This is a genomic window from Shinella zoogloeoides (genome assembly GCF_033705735.1).
Classification (GTDB): domain Bacteria; phylum Pseudomonadota; class Alphaproteobacteria; order Rhizobiales; family Rhizobiaceae; genus Shinella; species Shinella zoogloeoides_A.
Genome location: NZ_CP131131.1, coordinates 1842997 through 1857843 on the forward strand (window position 1 = coordinate 1842997; position 14847 = coordinate 1857843).

Annotated in this window: 17 protein-coding genes; 3 read left to right on the forward strand and 14 right to left on the reverse strand. The window is 67.5% G+C overall.

The window, feature by feature from the left end:
* Positions 1 to 7: 7 nt before the first annotated feature.
* The 4 genes from napE to nirK all read right to left on the reverse strand — a co-directional run bounded on the left by napE (position 8) and on the right by nirK (position 3386).
* On the reverse strand, positions 8 to 175 hold the full coding sequence (napE, locus tag ShzoTeo12_RS26230) for a periplasmic nitrate reductase, NapE protein (protein ID WP_413251205.1): 168 nt from the start codon (positions 173 to 175) through the stop codon (positions 8 to 10).
* 257 nt (positions 176 to 432) lie between these two features.
* Positions 433 to 1128 carry a Crp/Fnr family transcriptional regulator gene (locus ShzoTeo12_RS26235; RefSeq protein WP_119255371.1) on the reverse strand — a complete coding sequence of 232 codons (696 nt, stop codon included), beginning with the start codon at positions 1126 to 1128 and terminating at the stop codon, positions 433 to 435.
* A gap of 76 nt (positions 1129 to 1204) precedes the next feature.
* Positions 1205 to 2122 carry a formylglycine-generating enzyme family protein gene (locus tag ShzoTeo12_RS26240; RefSeq protein ID WP_318913143.1) on the reverse strand — a complete coding sequence of 306 codons (918 nt, stop codon included), beginning with the start codon at positions 2120 to 2122 and terminating at the stop codon, positions 1205 to 1207.
* A 124-nt stretch (positions 2123 to 2246) separates the two neighbouring features.
* Positions 2247 to 3386 carry a copper-containing nitrite reductase gene (nirK, locus tag ShzoTeo12_RS26245; protein ID WP_318913144.1) on the reverse strand — a complete coding sequence of 380 codons (1140 nt, stop codon included), beginning with the start codon at positions 3384 to 3386 and terminating at the stop codon, positions 2247 to 2249.
* A 213-nt stretch (positions 3387 to 3599) separates the two neighbouring features.
* Between nirK and ShzoTeo12_RS26250 the strand changes: the two genes are divergently transcribed.
* A complete protein-coding gene (locus ShzoTeo12_RS26250; protein WP_318913146.1) occupies positions 3600 to 4814 on the forward strand; it encodes an NnrS family protein in 1215 nt (404 codons plus the stop codon).
* Between the two features lie 39 nt (positions 4815 to 4853).
* Here ShzoTeo12_RS26250 and ShzoTeo12_RS26255 read toward each other — a convergent pair whose 3' ends face one another.
* The 4 genes from ShzoTeo12_RS26255 to ShzoTeo12_RS26270 are packed head-to-tail and all read right to left on the reverse strand — an operon-like array spanning position 4854 to position 7344.
* On the reverse strand, positions 4854 to 5147 hold the full coding sequence (locus ShzoTeo12_RS26255; RefSeq protein ID WP_313192007.1) for a metal-sulfur cluster assembly factor: 294 nt from the start codon (positions 5145 to 5147) through the stop codon (positions 4854 to 4856).
* Between the two features lie 5 nt (positions 5148 to 5152).
* Entirely contained in the window at positions 5153 to 5683 is a 531-nt protein-coding gene (locus ShzoTeo12_RS26260; RefSeq protein ID WP_318913149.1) for a DUF2249 domain-containing protein, read from the reverse strand.
* A gap of 3 nt (positions 5684 to 5686) precedes the next feature.
* Positions 5687 to 7039, reverse strand: a complete 1353-nt coding sequence (locus ShzoTeo12_RS26265; protein WP_318913151.1) for a hypothetical protein — start codon at positions 7037 to 7039, stop codon at positions 5687 to 5689.
* A 26-nt stretch (positions 7040 to 7065) separates the two neighbouring features.
* Positions 7066 to 7344 (reverse strand): DUF2249 domain-containing protein, encoded by a 279-nt coding sequence (locus ShzoTeo12_RS26270; protein ID WP_119255378.1) that lies wholly within the window; start codon positions 7342 to 7344, stop codon positions 7066 to 7068.
* Positions 7345 to 7572: 228 nt separating this feature from the next.
* Here ShzoTeo12_RS26270 and hemN point away from each other — a divergent pair, with 228 nt between their 5' ends.
* On the forward strand, positions 7573 to 8925 hold the full coding sequence (gene hemN, locus ShzoTeo12_RS26275) for an oxygen-independent coproporphyrinogen III oxidase (RefSeq protein ID WP_318913153.1): 1353 nt from the start codon (positions 7573 to 7575) through the stop codon (positions 8923 to 8925).
* 60 nt (positions 8926 to 8985) lie between these two features.
* Here the strand turns inward: hemN and ShzoTeo12_RS26280 are convergent, their stop codons facing one another.
* The 6 genes from ShzoTeo12_RS26280 to ShzoTeo12_RS26305 form a co-directional block, all read right to left on the reverse strand.
* Positions 8986 to 10884: a nitric oxide reductase activation protein NorD gene (locus tag ShzoTeo12_RS26280; protein WP_318913154.1), complete on the reverse strand. Its 1899-nt coding sequence runs from the start codon at positions 10882 to 10884 to the stop codon at positions 8986 to 8988.
* 8 nt (positions 10885 to 10892) lie between these two features.
* Entirely contained in the window at positions 10893 to 11696 is an 804-nt protein-coding gene (locus ShzoTeo12_RS26285) for a CbbQ/NirQ/NorQ/GpvN family protein (protein ID WP_318913155.1), read from the reverse strand.
* Between the two features lie 64 nt (positions 11697 to 11760).
* Positions 11761 to 13107, reverse strand: coding sequence for a nitric-oxide reductase large subunit (locus tag ShzoTeo12_RS26290; protein WP_318913156.1), 1347 nt, complete (start codon positions 13105 to 13107; stop codon positions 11761 to 11763).
* Positions 13108 to 13131: 24 nt separating this feature from the next.
* The gene (locus ShzoTeo12_RS26295; RefSeq protein WP_119255383.1) at positions 13132 to 13584 is read right to left on the reverse strand and encodes a c-type cytochrome; all 453 of its coding nucleotides are present in this window, start codon (positions 13582 to 13584) and stop codon (positions 13132 to 13134) included.
* 155 nt (positions 13585 to 13739) lie between these two features.
* The gene (locus tag ShzoTeo12_RS26300; RefSeq protein WP_318913158.1) at positions 13740 to 14015 is read right to left on the reverse strand and encodes a cytochrome C oxidase subunit IV family protein; all 276 of its coding nucleotides are present in this window, start codon (positions 14013 to 14015) and stop codon (positions 13740 to 13742) included.
* 10 nt (positions 14016 to 14025) lie between these two features.
* Positions 14026 to 14586 (reverse strand): cytochrome c oxidase subunit 3, encoded by a 561-nt coding sequence (locus tag ShzoTeo12_RS26305; protein WP_318913160.1) that lies wholly within the window; start codon positions 14584 to 14586, stop codon positions 14026 to 14028.
* A 98-nt stretch (positions 14587 to 14684) separates the two neighbouring features.
* Between ShzoTeo12_RS26305 and ShzoTeo12_RS26310 the strand changes: the two genes are divergently transcribed.
* Positions 14685 to 14840, forward strand: coding sequence for a hypothetical protein (locus tag ShzoTeo12_RS26310; RefSeq protein ID WP_162911266.1), 156 nt, complete (start codon positions 14685 to 14687; stop codon positions 14838 to 14840).
* Positions 14841 to 14847: the final 7 nt, after the last annotated feature.

Sequence of the window (14847 nt, forward strand, 5' to 3'; positions counted from 1 at the left end):
ACGCTCCTCAGTGCCCGGGCGGGCCGGGGGGCCCGTAGACGATCTGGAACATCCAGACGAGGAAGCCGTAGCCGCCGACCACCCCCACCGCGACGATGGGCCAGATGCCGAAGGCAAGAATGAAGAAAGTGATCAATTCACGGCGCCGGCTCGGCTTTCCAGCCTCCGGCGACAGATGTTCTGTCGTGACTTCGGACAAGCCTCGTTCCTCCGCGACAAGAGCACTGAGTAAAGTATAGCACTCGCAGGCGGAAAAGGAAGTATAATCAATTATACGGCATCGTCTTGCTGTAATTGATAAATATCAACTGTCGATATATTTGCAAAAATACAACGATTGATGTTTACAGATTTACTAAATTGCCATGCAAGAGCATCACAACCGGATGTGCTTCGATAATTTTAAGCTTGATACACCCGCATCGGGGCAATTCAGTCGCGCGCGCCGTCGGCGAGCGATGAAAGGCCGGGCAGATCGCGGATGAGCAGCTTCTGCCGGCCGCCCTCGACGAGGCCGCGGGACTCCCAGGCGCTCAGGATGCGCGAAACGGTGTGCAGCGTCGTGCCGGTCATCTCGGCGATGTCCTGCCGCGAGATCGGGAAGTCGATACGCACGCCATCCGCTTCCTTCCTTCCGGCCTGCTGCGAAAGCCGCAGCACGGCATGGGCGACGCGGCGCTCCACCTCCTGCGTCGACATCTCGCGGATGCGGGTATGGGCCTCTTCCAGCCGCTGGCCGATCGTCTGCATGGCCGTGACGGCAAGGCGGGGATTCTGCTCGACGAAATGCGGCCAGAGGTCCGTCGGCCAGCCGAGGATCACGCTTTCCGTCGCCGCCCGCGCGGTGCCGGGATAGTCCGCCCGCTGCAGGGCCTTGGCGAAGCCGAAGAGATCGCCGGGATGGACGACGCGCACGATGATCTGCTGGCCGTCCTCCGTCACCTGCGTCACCTTGAGCCGGCCATGCAGGAGGAGGAAGAAGCTCGCCGCCTGCTGGCCCTGCTCGAAGACGGCGTCGCCCTGCGCCACGCGGCGCGCGGTCGCATGGGCGAGAAGCCTGTCGAGGTCCTCGTCGCTCATCCTCTCGAACAGGGCGAGCGAGCGGACGACGGTCCGGTCGATTTTCAAGGTCGCGTTCCTCTCGCGTGCCGTCATCGGCGTGAAGGTTACCGGCTTCTATCACGCCTTGCCGCCCGCCGGAAGTTCAGAGCGGGATGCCGCGCGCCCGGAATGCGGCGAGGAGCGGCGCGTACCAGCGGGTATCCTTGACGAGCCGGAACCCCACATTGTCCGGCGGCACGCCGACGGCGCAGCCGCCGCCCTTGGGATTGCGCACGAAGGAACTCATCGCCGCGCGGTGCTTGCCGCTGGCGACATAGATGCCGCAGGAGGAGGTGTCGTTCAGCACCTCGCCCGCTTTGTCGAGATTGACGCGGCGATTGCAGGTCGTCGTCCATTCCCAGACATTTCCGGCGAAATCGGCAAGGCCGTATTCGTTCTCGCCGAAGCGGCCGAGCGGCTGGGGAACGGGATCGCGCGAGGCCTTGCGCGCCGTCTCGCGGCGATAGTCCGCCAGCCAGCGTTCCGCCGGATTGGTGCTGTCGATATCGACGCCGAGCGCATCGTCGGGGAAGCGTTCCCCGGCGGCGAAGGCGAGGTCCCGGTCGCTCGGCAGCGTCCAGATCTCGCCGGTGCGCGCGCTGAGCCAGGCGGCATAGGCGGCCGCGTCGTCATAGCTGACGCCGGTCGCGGGTGTGTCGGCGGCGTCCTTCGGGGCGAAGCCGGGCTCGGCCGCCGCGCAGGCGCCATCCGCCACGCAGCGCCCGTAATCGGCGGCCGTGACCTGGTATTTCATGATGGTGAGCGCACGGCTTGCCGTGACGGTCTTCTGCGGCCCGTCGACGGCATAGCCGGCGCGGTAGAATTCGCCGCTCTCGCGATAGGTGAAGCTGCGCGGGGCGATCTCCACCGTCAGCGGCTCGTCCAGCACATGGCCAACCGGCGCGCCGCCGACGAGGTCGGTCTTGACCGCGAGCGCCCCGGCGAGGGCGGCGAGGGCGGCGAGCAAGAGGGCGGGAAGGGTGAGCGACGTCCAGGATGTGCCCGATGTCAGTGCAGCCATGGTGGCCTCCTTGCACCGCGCCCGGACGATCGTTCGGCGTCCGGGACGGCGCCGATGGGGAACCGGACCGCCGGCGGCGGCCCGGAAGGATGCGCCCGCCTGAGGACGGGCGCACCGGGGAGCGTCAGACGCCGTTCGGCGGCGTGACCGAGGTCATCAGGTCGTCGTTCCACTCGCCCGTGACCGTGAAATGCGCGGCCGCGCCGAGCTCGAAGGCTTCGATCAGGTTGTGGTTGACATAGGCGTAGATGCCCGGCTGCTCGAAGGTGTAGAAGGCCGCGCCCGCCGTGCCGCCCGGAATGAACCAGGTCTCCTGGTCGACATCCGGCACGTTGCGGAACTTGCCGGTCGACCAGACATAGTCGCCATGGCCGCCGATGAGGTGCGGACGGGTGTCACGGTTGGCCTGCGAATGCACGATCAGCACCTTCTCGCCCACCTCGGCCTTCAGGGCGTTCTCGCCGGTGAGGGCCCCGACCGCGCCGTTGAAGACGATGTGGCTCGGGGTCAGCGTGCGCATGACCTTCAGCGTGTCGTCATAGGCCTCGCCGACGCTGTCGTACTTCTTGTAGTTCCCCGCTTCGTCGCGAGGCACGTAGAAGTCCTGCTCGCCGACATAGTAGACGCGGTCATAGGTCAGCTCCTTGCCGTGCCCGTCCGTCAGGCCCTCGCGCGGCAGCACCATGATGGCGCCGTTCATGCCCGAGGTGACGTGCCAGGGCACCATTCCGGGAGGTGCGCAATGGTAGACGAAGACGCCGGCCTTGGTGGCCTTGAAGCGCAGCACCGTCCGCTCGCCCGGGTTGACCACGGTCAGCGCGCCGCCGCCGAGGGCGCCGGTGGCCGAATGGAAGTCGATATTGTGCTGCAGCTCGTTCGTCTCTGGGTTGATGAGCGTCAGTTCGACATAGTCGCCCTGGTGCACCACCATCAGCGGGCCGGGGACCGAGCCGTTGAAGGTCATGGCATGGACTTCCGTGCCCTTGTCGTCGAGGATCATCTTCTTTTCCTCGATCGTCATGGTGAATTCGTAGATCTTGGGTCCGCCTTCGGCCTTCTGGCTATGGGCGTGGACGAAGGGCGGCTTGACCAGCTCGACCTTCACCCGCTCCAGCCTGGCGATGTCGGCCGGTGCGGCCTTGCCGGCTTCCGCCGCGCCGCCCTCGGCATGCGCCATCGAGGCCGCAATGATCGGCGTCAGGACGCCCGCAAAGGCGGCTCCGCCCAGGATCGTGCGGCGAGTCATCTGAAGCTGCTCAGTCATTGCCTTATCTCCTTTTCAAAGGACGAGGCGGTGTATCGCCCTGTCCCTTCTGTTCTAGGAGCATTCGCGCCGTCCTCTTTGTGTTGGCTCAAATTACCCCTTCAGGTTGCTGCGGCATTTTGGCAGGCGCCGATTTGCTCTTTGCCATCTCGCAAAGAAGCGGCACCGCGCCTGCCCTAGAAGGGACCGGTCATTTGCAAAGGAGCAGCGATCATGACTGCAAGCCAATCCGCCGCGCGCGTCAGCCGCGCCGTCCCGCGCGGCCTTTCCCGCACGGGGCCGGTGCTGTTTTCCTACGGTTTCCGGCCCTTCTTCCTCGGCGGCGGCCTCTGGGCCATCGTGGCGATGGCCTTGTGGATCGCGGCGATCTCCGGGCGGATCGACCTTGCCGGCGACTATGGCGCGGCCAACTGGCATGCGCACGAAATGCTCTTCGGCTTCGCCTCCGCCGTGCTCGCCGGCTTCCTGCTGACGGCCGTGCCGAACTGGACGGGGCGCCTGCCGGTGTCGGGCTGGCCGCTCGGCGGCCTCTTCGCCCTCTGGTGCGCCGGGCGCCTCGCGCTGCTCGCCACGGACGGGATCGGCGTCGTGGCCGCCGCCGTGATCGACGGGCTGTTCCTTCCCGTGCTGCTCGCCATCTGCACGCGCGAAGTCGTGGCGGGCCGCAAGTGGAAGGACCTGAAGGTGCTGGGCGGCCTGCTGGCGCTGTCGCTCGCCAACGGCATCTTCCATGTCGCGGTGATCGACGGCGGCCATGACCACATGGCGCTGCGCCTTGCCGTTTCGGCCTATATCGTGCTGGTGATGATCGTCGGCGGCCGCATCGTGCCGAGCTTCACGCGCAACTGGCTGAACAAGTTCGGCCGCACGGATTTTCCCGTGCCGTACAACCGCTACGACACCGTCGCCATTCTCGGCGGCGTGGCGGCGCTCGCCGCCTGGGCGGCCGCGCCGGACCATCCCGTCACGGCGGTGCTCGGCGCTGCCGCCGCCCTCGTGCATGCCGCCCGCCTCTACCGCTGGCGCGGATGGACGGTGGCGCCGGAAAAGCTGCTGCTCGTGCTGCACGCCGCCTATGCCTTCATCCCGCTCGGCCTTGCCGCCATCGGCGTCAGCGCGCTCGGCCTCCTGGAGGAGCGGTCGGTGCTGCATCTTCTTTCGGTCGGCGGGGTCGCCTGCATGATGCTGGCGATGATGACGCGCGCGAGCCTCGGCCATACCGGCCATGCGCTGACGGCCTCGCGCCTGACGATCGCCGCCTATGCGGCCTTGATCCTCTGCGCGCTGGTGCGCCCGCTCGGCGAGATCCTGCCCGATGCGAGCGCCACGATCTATGCCGTCGCCGGCCTACTCTGGATCATCGCCTTCGGCCTCTTCTCGTTCGAATATGCGCCGATCCTCGCGCGCAAGCGGCGCACGCCGCTCTGAAGGCGAAAACGGCCCGGATATCTCCGGGCCGTCTCTCGTTCATGCGTCCATCATGTCCGGCGTCCACGGCGGCTCGTAGGTCATATGCACCTCGGCATATTCCACGCCCGGCACATGCCAGACGCAATTGCCCACCGCTTCCTTCAGATAGCCGCTCGCCGGGCAACCGCGCGTCGTCGTGGTCATGGTGACGCGGACGACGCCGCCCTCTTCCACCGCGACGTCGTAGATCAGGCCGAGATCGACGATGTTGCGGCCGATCTCCGGGTCGATAATCATGCGCAGCGCGTTGCGGATATCGTCCGCGAGCGCGGCCTTTTCCTCGTCTTCCATCGCGCTCACCCCTTCGGCCGGCCGGCCCGCACGAGGATGCGGTAGGCGGTGCCGGCCTCATCGAAATTGCCGGCCCACTGGTGGCCACGCTTGACGAGTTCGGGGAACAGGAACACCGGCTCGCGCGAGAGCAGCGCGAAAAGCACCTCGCCCGCCTCCAGCTTTTCCGCGGCGGCGAGGAGGCGCACCATCGGTTCCGGCGGATCGAGGTCCGAGAGGTCGAGATGGAAGGAGGGATCGGGCCAGGTCTCGGGATTGCCGGCATCGGCCGAGGTCTCGACCGATGCGGCAGGCTGCGGCGTGAACAGCACTTCCCAGTGACCGTCCGCGATCTCGCGGGCCTCATGATCGAAGCCGCGGCCCTCCATGACGCGGAAGAGCGGCTGCGGGCGGAAGGGGGCGACGAGCTTCAGCCCCTGCCCGGGCGCGAGCTCCCGCACCGCCTGCATGATCTCCTGGAACGGCTCGCCGCCGTTCTGGAGGATCGGCCGCACGTCGAGGACTTTCGGTGCGATCTCGGTTGAAACATCGGGCATCGGTCATCTCCTTGAGAGGGAAAGGGGCAGGAAAAGGTGCGGCCGCACCGCGCCGTCCGGCGCGCGCAGCGCCGCCGGCACGATGGCGAGGCGGCGCGTGCGGACGAATTCGCGCATCAGGGCCAGCGTCGCGAGAAGCTGCATGCACACGATGGGACGGAACGCGCCCGCCGCACCCGCGAGAAGCGCCAGCGCGGCGGCGGCCACCGCACCGTAGTATATCAGGAAGAGAATACGCGCGCGGCCTTCCTCGACAAGATCCTGCACCCGCGGCACCGGCGCGCGGCCGAGAACCGGCCCATAGGCTTCCAGCCAGGTGAGGAAGGCGACGATCTTGTAGAGCTGGGCAAGCCCCAGCCCCGTCAGCCAGCCGAAGACGAAGAGATAGACGAGCGCCGCGACGCCGTCCCCTTCCCGCACGGCGGGGATGTTGACGAGGAGGACGCAGACGGCGAGCGCGGCGAAGGCCGGAAAGGTCGCGCGGATGTTCAGCTCCGCCTGCTTGCGCCTGCGCGCGCGGTAGAGATGCAGGACATCGCCGCCATAGAGCAGCGCCGCTACCAGCGACAAGAGGAGCGCCGCGGCGAAGAGCAGGCCCACGCCGGAGACGGCGAGAAGCACGAGCGGAATGCAGGCCGCGATGAGGCCGATCGCCAGTGCCGTCGCCCACCAGGCCGCATGGCTCGTCCGACGCTCGATTTCCGGCGCGAGCAGGAACATGGCGAGGAGGCGATAGCTGACGCCGACGGCGGTGATGCTGAGCCAGCCGCCGAGCCCGAGCGCCGCATGCAGCCCCAGGCCGTCGGCGACCAGCCGGGCGAAGGGCTCGGCATCGACGATGCCGGAAAGGGCGAGGGTGAAGGTCGCGCCGACGAGGACCGTCGCCGTGAGCGCGGCGAGCCCCAGGGCGACGAAGCGGGCGGGCAGCGGCAGGGGCCGCGCCGCGTGGAGCGTCGCCGCGAGGATGGCGACGACGAGGCCGAAACCGAGGAGCAGCAGCCCGCCGCCGGCCGGCAGGAGAAGGGGCGGTAGGTCGACGAGGCCGGAAAGCGCGACGAAGCCGGCGACGAGCAGGCCGAGGCCGCCGACGACGAGCGCCAGCGCCGGGGCCGCGAACCGGCCGCCGACCAGCGGCCGGGCGATGAGCACCGGCACGAATTGCAGGAGCGCGCCCGCCATCAGCAGGCTCAGCCAGCCGATGGCGAGGACATGGACGTGGACCAGCGTCTCCGGCGCGCCGATGGCGGCGGCCGGATAGCCGTAGCCGGCGACCATCAGCCCCTGCCCCGCAAGGAGCATCAGGCAGGCGACGGCGAAGTAGGACATGGTCCAGCGGGAAAGCGTGGCGCCCGGCATCTTGATTCCTCCTCGCCGCGGAAGGCTCAGTGATCGGAGCCGCAGCAGCAATCGCAGCCGCCGTCTTCCAGCCGGTCGATCTCGACGCGCCAGACCTCCGGCCCCTGTTCCAGATAGTCCCAGCCGAACTGTCCGGGGAAATTCGTCTCGAGCTGGTAGTGCAGCGGACGCGGATCGTGGTCGCTGGTGATCAGCATCGACTTGCCGGGAAGCAGCGCGCCGAGCATGCCGAAGATGCGCGGATGGCGTTCGCGCGGCGGGACCGTGCGGACATCGATGAGGGGCTTTTCCTGAAGGTCTGACATGTTCGGGTGTTCCGTCCCGGCCGCTCCGGTTTGCGTTCCGCAAGGGCACGGCCCGACCCGAACGGAACCGGCCAAGGCTAGCGCCGCGCCCGTCCCGCCACTTTGACCATGCGCAAACAATTCCCGGTTTGCCGGGGCGATGGCGTCTTGCTTGGCTTTTCGCAAAGAAGCCCCGCGCGCCGGCTCTTAGGCTTTCGTCAATCGACCGAACGAAAGAAGGAGCGCGCCATGCAACAGGCATTGATCGAGAAATACGGCGAGGCGCGGCTGCCGCGCTACACGAGCTACCCGACCGCACCCGCCTTCTCGCCTTCCGTCGGCGCGGGCACCTATGGCGACTGGCTCTCCGGCATCGCGCCGGGCACCGATGCCTCGCTCTACCTGCACATTCCCTTCTGCCGGTCGATGTGCTGGTACTGCGGCTGTCACACGACCATCACCCAGCGCGACGAGCCGATCCTCGACTATATCGACATGCTGCGAAAGGAGATCGGCCTCGTCTCCGACAGGGTCGGCAACCGGCCGAGGATCCGCCACGTCCATTTCGGCGGCGGCACGCCGACGATCATGCAGCCGGAGGAGTTCCGCGACCTGATCGGCCTGATGCGTGCCCGCTTCGCCTTCACGGCCGGCATGGAGATCGCCGTGGAGATCGACCCGCGCACGTTGACGCCCGACATGGCCGATGCGCTCGGTGAGGCCGGCGTCACCCGCGCCAGCCTCGGCGTGCAGAGCTTCGATCCCGTCGTGCAGAAGGCGATCAACCGTATCCAGAGCGAGGCGCAGACGCTGGATGCCGTTCAGCGGCTGCGCAAGGCCGGCATCGGCGGCATCAATTTCGACCTCATCTACGGCCTGCCGCACCAGACGGTGGCCTCCTGCATCGAGACGGCGCGGGCGGCGATCGCCATGCGGCCGGAGCGCTTCGCCGTCTTCGGCTATGCGCATATCCCCTCCTTCAAGAAGCACCAGCGGTTGATCGACGAGCGCGCCCTGCCGGATGCGGCGATGCGCGCCGAGCAGGCCGAGGCCATCGCCGAGACGCTTGCCGCCGCCGGCTATGTCCGCATCGGCCTCGACCATTACGCCCTGCCGGCCGACAGCCTTGCGCTTGCGGCAAGGCGCAGCCGGTTGCACCGCAATTTCCAAGGCTACACGACGGATGCCTGCACGACGCTGATCGGCTTCGGCGCCTCGTCCATCGGGCGCACGCCGGAAGGCTACGTCCAGAACGAGGTGCCGCCCGGGCTCTACGCCCAGCGCATCGCCTCCGGCCGGCTCGCGACCGTCAAGGGCTACCGCATCACGCCGGAGGACCGGCTGCGTGCCGAGATCATCGAGCGGCTGATGTGCGATTTCCGCGCCGATGTCGGCACCATCGCCGGCCGGCACGGCTTCGATCCGGCGGCGCTTATCGAGGGCAATGCCCGACTGGCGGCGCTGGAACAGGACGGGGCGGTCGACATCCGCGGCGGCACGATCACCGTGCGGCAGGACCATCGCTTCATCATCCGCGCCGTCGCTGCGGCCTTCGACGCTTATATCGACCAGTTCGCCCGCACCCACAGCAAGGCCGCCTGAAACGAGAAAGGCCCGGCATGGTGCGGCATGCCGGGCCTTTCCGCGCTGGTCCTGCGTCCTCTATCCCACAAGACCGCGATAGATCGCCGGCAGCGCCGCAGGCAGCCTGGCGATATTGCTGACGATGGCATAGCCATTGCGGCCGAACATGGCCGGCACATAGGCCTGCGCCTCCCGGTCGACCGTCACCCCGAACACGCTGACGCCGGTACGGCGCGCCTCCGTCACGGCGCGGCGGCTGTCCTCCAGCGCGAAGCGGCCCTCGTAGTGGTCCACGTCGTTCGGCTTGCCGTCGGTGAGGACGAGGAGGAGCTTGCGGCGGTTCGGCTGCTCGCGGAGCTTGGCCGCCGCATGGCGGATCGCCGGGCCGATCCGGGTATAGAAGCCCGGCTTCAGCGCCGCGATGCGCGCCTCCACGCCATGGCCCATCGGCTCGCCGAAATCCTTCACCGTCTCGATGCGAACCCAGGAGCGGCGGCGCGAGGTGAAGGTGAGGATGGAATGGTTGTCGCCGCAGGCGGCAAGGCCATGAGCGAGCACCGTCAGCGCCTCCTTCTCGACGTCGAGCACCCGGCGGTTGTCGAACCAGGCGTCGGTCGAGAGCGAGACGTCGACGAGGATGGTGACGGCAAGGTCATGCGCCTGCGGCCGGCTCATCAGGTGGATGCGGTCGCTGCCCTGCCCGCCGGCGGCAAGGTCGCTGCGCGCCCTGACCACGGCGTCGAGGTCGAGTTCCGCCCCGTCGAGCTGTGCGCGCAGCATCTCGTGCCGCGGCCGCAGCACCTCGAACTGCCGGCGCACGCGGCGGATGAGGCTCTTCGTGTCGGCATCGGCCTCCGGCACAGCGGCCGTGTCCGGCGCAGGCGAGGCGAGCACGCGGCAATGGTCCGGCAGGTAGGTCGCCGTGCGGTAGTCCCATTCGGGATAGGTGTATTCGCCGGTCAGCCGGGTGCGGTCGAGCGCCTCCGGCGGCAGGTCGAGATCGAAATGGAAGCGGGCGGCGGGCCTTCCCTTGCGCTCGCCGAGCGTCATGTCGTCCAGCTCGTCGGCGGCGGAGGCGTCGTGGTCGTCGCTGTCGTCGCCGGGGCGATCGACATTGACCATCTCGGCCATGGCAAGGATCTTCTCGAAGCGATTGAGGATGAAGGGGCTGCGCTCGCTCTTGCGGTTCTCCGCCTTCTCGCGCTCAGCCACATGCCGGCCGGTCTCGGCGGCCTGTGGATCGCCGCCGCTCGCCGGCTGGTCGTCCTCTCCTCGTCCCTCGCCGTCCTCGCGGGCGAGCGCATCCGGCCAGAGCGGCACCGGCAGCATGGGTAGGTAGCCGGGCGGGGCACGATGGGGGAAGATGACCGGCAGCATGTCGTCGGCCAGCCCCGCCCCTTTCTTCAGCAGGCCGAGGATGCGGTTCTCGATATGGCGTTCGATGGACGGAAGCGGCCGACTGCGGCGCGCTGCAAGCGTCGCGGCGCAAAGCCGACGATAGCGCCGAGCAAGGCCCGGAAAGGCGGCAAGCACCGCCTTCGCCGTCGCCTCTGCCCGCGCCAGGATCGCAAGGTCGCGCTGGAGCGGGTCGGCATGCGTCACCTGGTCCAGCGGCATGACCGCCATGGCGGCGGCGAGCCAGACATAGAGGTCGCGGTTGAGGCCGCGGTCGGCGAAGAGGGCGATCTCGCCGGGCAGCATCAGCGTCGCGTGGTCGCGGCCGGGCTGCACCAGCTTCTCCTCGCCGAGCCCCATGCGCTGGCGCAGCCGCAGGCGGTGCGTCGAGGTGCGCCCGCGCGCCGGCGCGATCTGCACCGCGCCCTCCCCGCCGAAGCCACGGAAGCAGACGGCGAGCACGGGCCGGACGTCCTCCAGCCGGACGGTGTGATCCGGGTGGCGTTGCCATGTGGCAGTGTTGCCGACGAGCCTGTGCCAGGCCCGGCCGACGGTTTCCTCCAGCTCCAGGAAATCCAGCATGGCGGGCCTCAGCGGATCATCGCGTCGGCGATTTCGAGAAGCGCGGTGCGGACGTCCGGCTCGTCGGTGAGCGGCTCGATCATGGCGGCGCGGACCGCCTCGCGCACCGTCATGCCGCTGTCGATGAGGCAGGCGCAATAGACGAGAAGGCGCGTGGAGACGCCCTCCTCCAGATCGTGGCCCTTGAGGGCGCGCAGCCGGTGAGCGAGCGCGACGAGCGGGGCGACGCGCGCCTCGTCCAGCCCGCTTTCCGTGGCGACGACGGCGATCTCGGCCGCCTTCGGCAAGAAGTCGAACTCAATGGCGACGAAGCGCTGGCGCGTCGATGGCTTCAGCGCCTTCAGGAGGTTCTGGTAGCCGGGATTGTAGGAGACGACGAGCATGAAGCCGGCGGGGGCTTCCAGCACCTCGCCGGTGCGCTCCAGCGGCAGGATGCGGCGGTCGTCGGTGAGCGGATGGAGCACCACGGCGACGTCCTTGCGGGCTTCGACGATCTCGTCGAGGTAGCAGACGCCTCCCTCGCGCACGGCGCGGGTCAGCGGGCCGTCGACCCAGACGGTATCGCCACCCTTCAGCAGGTAGCGGCCGGTGAGGTCGGCAGCCGAAAGGTCGTCATGGCAGGAGACGGTGGAGAGCGGCAGGCCGAGCCTTGCGGCCATATGGCTGACGAAGCGGGTCTTGCCGCAGCCCGTCGGTCCCTTCAGGAGCAGCGGAAGCTGCCGCGTCCAGGCGGTCTCGAACAGGGCGCATTCGTTGCCGGAGGGGCTGTAGGCGGGGATGTCGGCGCGCGCGGCCTTGAGCATCACGTTCATGTCGGTCTCCAGGTTCATAGAGGAAAATGTGCCGGCCCCGCGGGATGACGGGGCCGGCCAGCGCTCACTCGGCCGGCTGGACCATCCGGGTGAGGCTGTCGGCACGCTCGCGGCCGGGCACCAGCACCGCCCAGATGAACATCAGCGCCGAGACGAGGACGACGGCGCCCGAGCCGAGGCGGACCCAGTAGAACAGCGCGAGCTGGTCCTGCACGTCCATGAAGCTTTCGCCGAGCACGCGCTGCAGGTGGATCTGCACGACGCCCGCGAAGGTGAGCGCGAAGGTCATGACAGACATGGCCGTGCACATGATCCAGAACGAGGCGATCGAGAGCCACTGGTTGTAGGGCTGGCGGCCGCGGATCTCGGGGATCGCATAGGCCATCATGGCGAGATTCAGCATCACATAGGCGCCGAAGAAAGCGAGGTGCCCGTGCGCGGCGGTGACCTGCGTGCCGTGGCTGTAGTAGTTCACCGACGACAGTGTGTGCAGGAAGCCCCAGACGCCCGCGCCGAAGAAGGCCATGACCGAGCAGCCGATCGACCAGAGCAGCGCCGCCTTGTTCGGATGGTTGCGGCCCGCCTTCCAGGTCATCACGAAGGTGAAGATGACCATGGTGAAGAAGGGCGCCACTTCCAGCGTCGAGAATAGCGAGCCTATCCACTGCCAGTAGCCCGGCGCGCCGATCCAGTAATAATGGTGGCCGGTGCCGAGGATACCCGAGAAGAGGGCGAGGCCGACGATGACGTAGAGCCACTTTTCCACGACCTCGCGGTCGATGCCGTTGATCTTGATCATCAGGAAGGCGAGCACGGAGGCCATGATCAGCTCCCAGACGCCCTCGACCCACAGATGGATGACGTACCACCAGTACATCTTGTCGAGCGCGAGGTTCGCCGGATTGTAGAAGGCGAAGAGGAAGAAGAGCGCAAGGCCCCACAGGCCGAACAGCAGGATGTTGATGACCGTGGTCTTGCGGCCCTTCAGCGCGGTCATGGTGATGTTGAAGAGGAACATCAGCACGACGACGACGATGCCGACCTTGGCGATGAAGGTCTGCTCGAGGAATTCGCGGCCCTCATGGATGCGGAACATATAGCCGACGACCGTCAGCCCCGCCGCCACGAAGAACAGCCAGAACTGGAGGACGGCGAGCTTCGGGCTGAACAGCTCGGTCTCGGTCTCCTCCGGGATCATGTAGTAGGTCGCGCCCATGAAGCCCATGAGCAGCCACACGACGAGCGCATTGGTGTGGATCATGCGCACGATGTTGAAGGGCAGGAGCTCGGAGAGCGTGTTCGGCAGCACGTAGATCGTGCCGGCGAGGACCCCGAAGGCCACCTGCGCGAGGAACAGGCCGAGCGCGCCGTAGAAATACAGCATGGCGACCTTCTGTGTCTGATATTTCATGTCTTTTCTCCTCAGGCCTGTCGCTCAGCCGGCATCGTTCGGCGGCCAGTTCTGGGTCTTGATCCTGCTCGTCCATTCGAGGAAGTCGGCAAGATCGTTGAGTTCCTGTTCGGTGAGGTTGAACTGCGGCATCTGCCGCCGGCCCTCCGCCCCGCTCGGCTGGGCGGCCATCCAGGCCTTGAAGGCCTCGCGCGCACCCTCCGGGTCCTCCGCGCCGCCGTAGCGCTTCCACACATTGCCGAGCTCGGGCGCGAAATAGGCGCCTTCACCGAGCAGCGTGTGGCAGTTGATACAGGCGTTCTTTTCCCAGACGTGCTTGCCGCGGGTGACGCTGTCGGAGAGCGTCGCCTCGTCCGTCGAGGTGGTGCGCATGTAATAGTGCGAGTGGGCCGTAAGCCCCACGAAGATCGTGAAGAAGAAGATGGACCCGCCATAGAAGACGTTGCGGGCCCCGGTCTTGGTTAGGCGCTCTGCCATCCCCTGGTCCTTTCCCTTGCCGAACCCGAGAGGCCCGGCGCCAAAACCCCGCCGATCGGTTGCCGGCGATCCCCTCGCCGGCCTGCGGGACGTCTCCGGTTCTAGCCGCGGGAGAAAAGCCTTCTTTGCGAATAGGCAAAGACCGGGGCGGTTCGTCAGCCGATCAAGTTGATGGCGAGCGCGCGCACGAGCGCGAGGGACAGCAGCGTCGCCGGCCAGGCGAGCAGCGCCGAGCGCATGAAGCCGCGGTTCGCCCGCAGTTCCATGAAATCGAGGATGACGAGGCGGCCCTTCGCATAGGCCATGACGAGCACGGCGGCGACCGGCACCAGCAGCCCGCCCGAAAGCCCGCCGACGAAGGCACCGCCGGCGGCGAGCGTCAGCAGCATGGCGAGGGTGGCGATAAACTGTTCGCGGGCCTGTCGGGTCATCGGAAAATCCTCACGTCAGATAGATGATGGGGAACATGACCAGCCAGACGAGATCGATCGCGTGCCAGAGCGTCGCGATCATCACGACATTGCCGCGCGACGGCCGCCGGGCGACGAGAAGCAGGACCGCCGCGCCGAAGACGACATGCAGCAGGTGGAAGCCGGTGACGAGGAAATAGAGTTCGGCAAGCGTGCCGAGACCGCCGACACCCGCCTTCACTTCGAGCGTATATTCGAAGGCCTTCACCACGGCGAAGGCGAAGCCGAGCAGCGCCGCCAGGACGAGGGGACGGCGAGCCGCCCTTTCCCCGGCGCTGAGCCGCACCGCCAGCGCCGCCTGCCAGCCGCTCAGCACGAGTATGATGGTGTTCGCGGCCGCAAGCCCCGGATGAAGATGGGCGCGAAACAGCGCCGCCCCTTGCGGATCGAGCACCGTCAACACCATGAAGGCGACGAGCAGCGCCCCGAAGACGGCAAGTTCGCTCCAGACCAGAATCCATAAAAGCAGGGAATCCGCTTCCCCGCTCTCCACCTTCGTTGCCGCCGTGCCGAGATCATTCGCTGCCGTCATGGCCTTTCCCTAGCAGGCCGGGCCGCGGCCTTCTTTGCGCAGGCACAAAGATGGACCCGGCGGAACGCGGCATGGTGGCGGCAGAAAAGGATGGTTTCATGAGCGACGCGCAGTTCGGCCTGATGGTCGCGGCCCCGGTGATTATCGGCTTTGCCCTCATGCTCTACCGCATGGGCGTGCTTCAGGGGGCAGGAACGCTTTCGGCCGTCGGTGCCTCGGTGGTCATCGCGGCCGTGCTGTTCTTCGGCCAGTAGGGGCCGC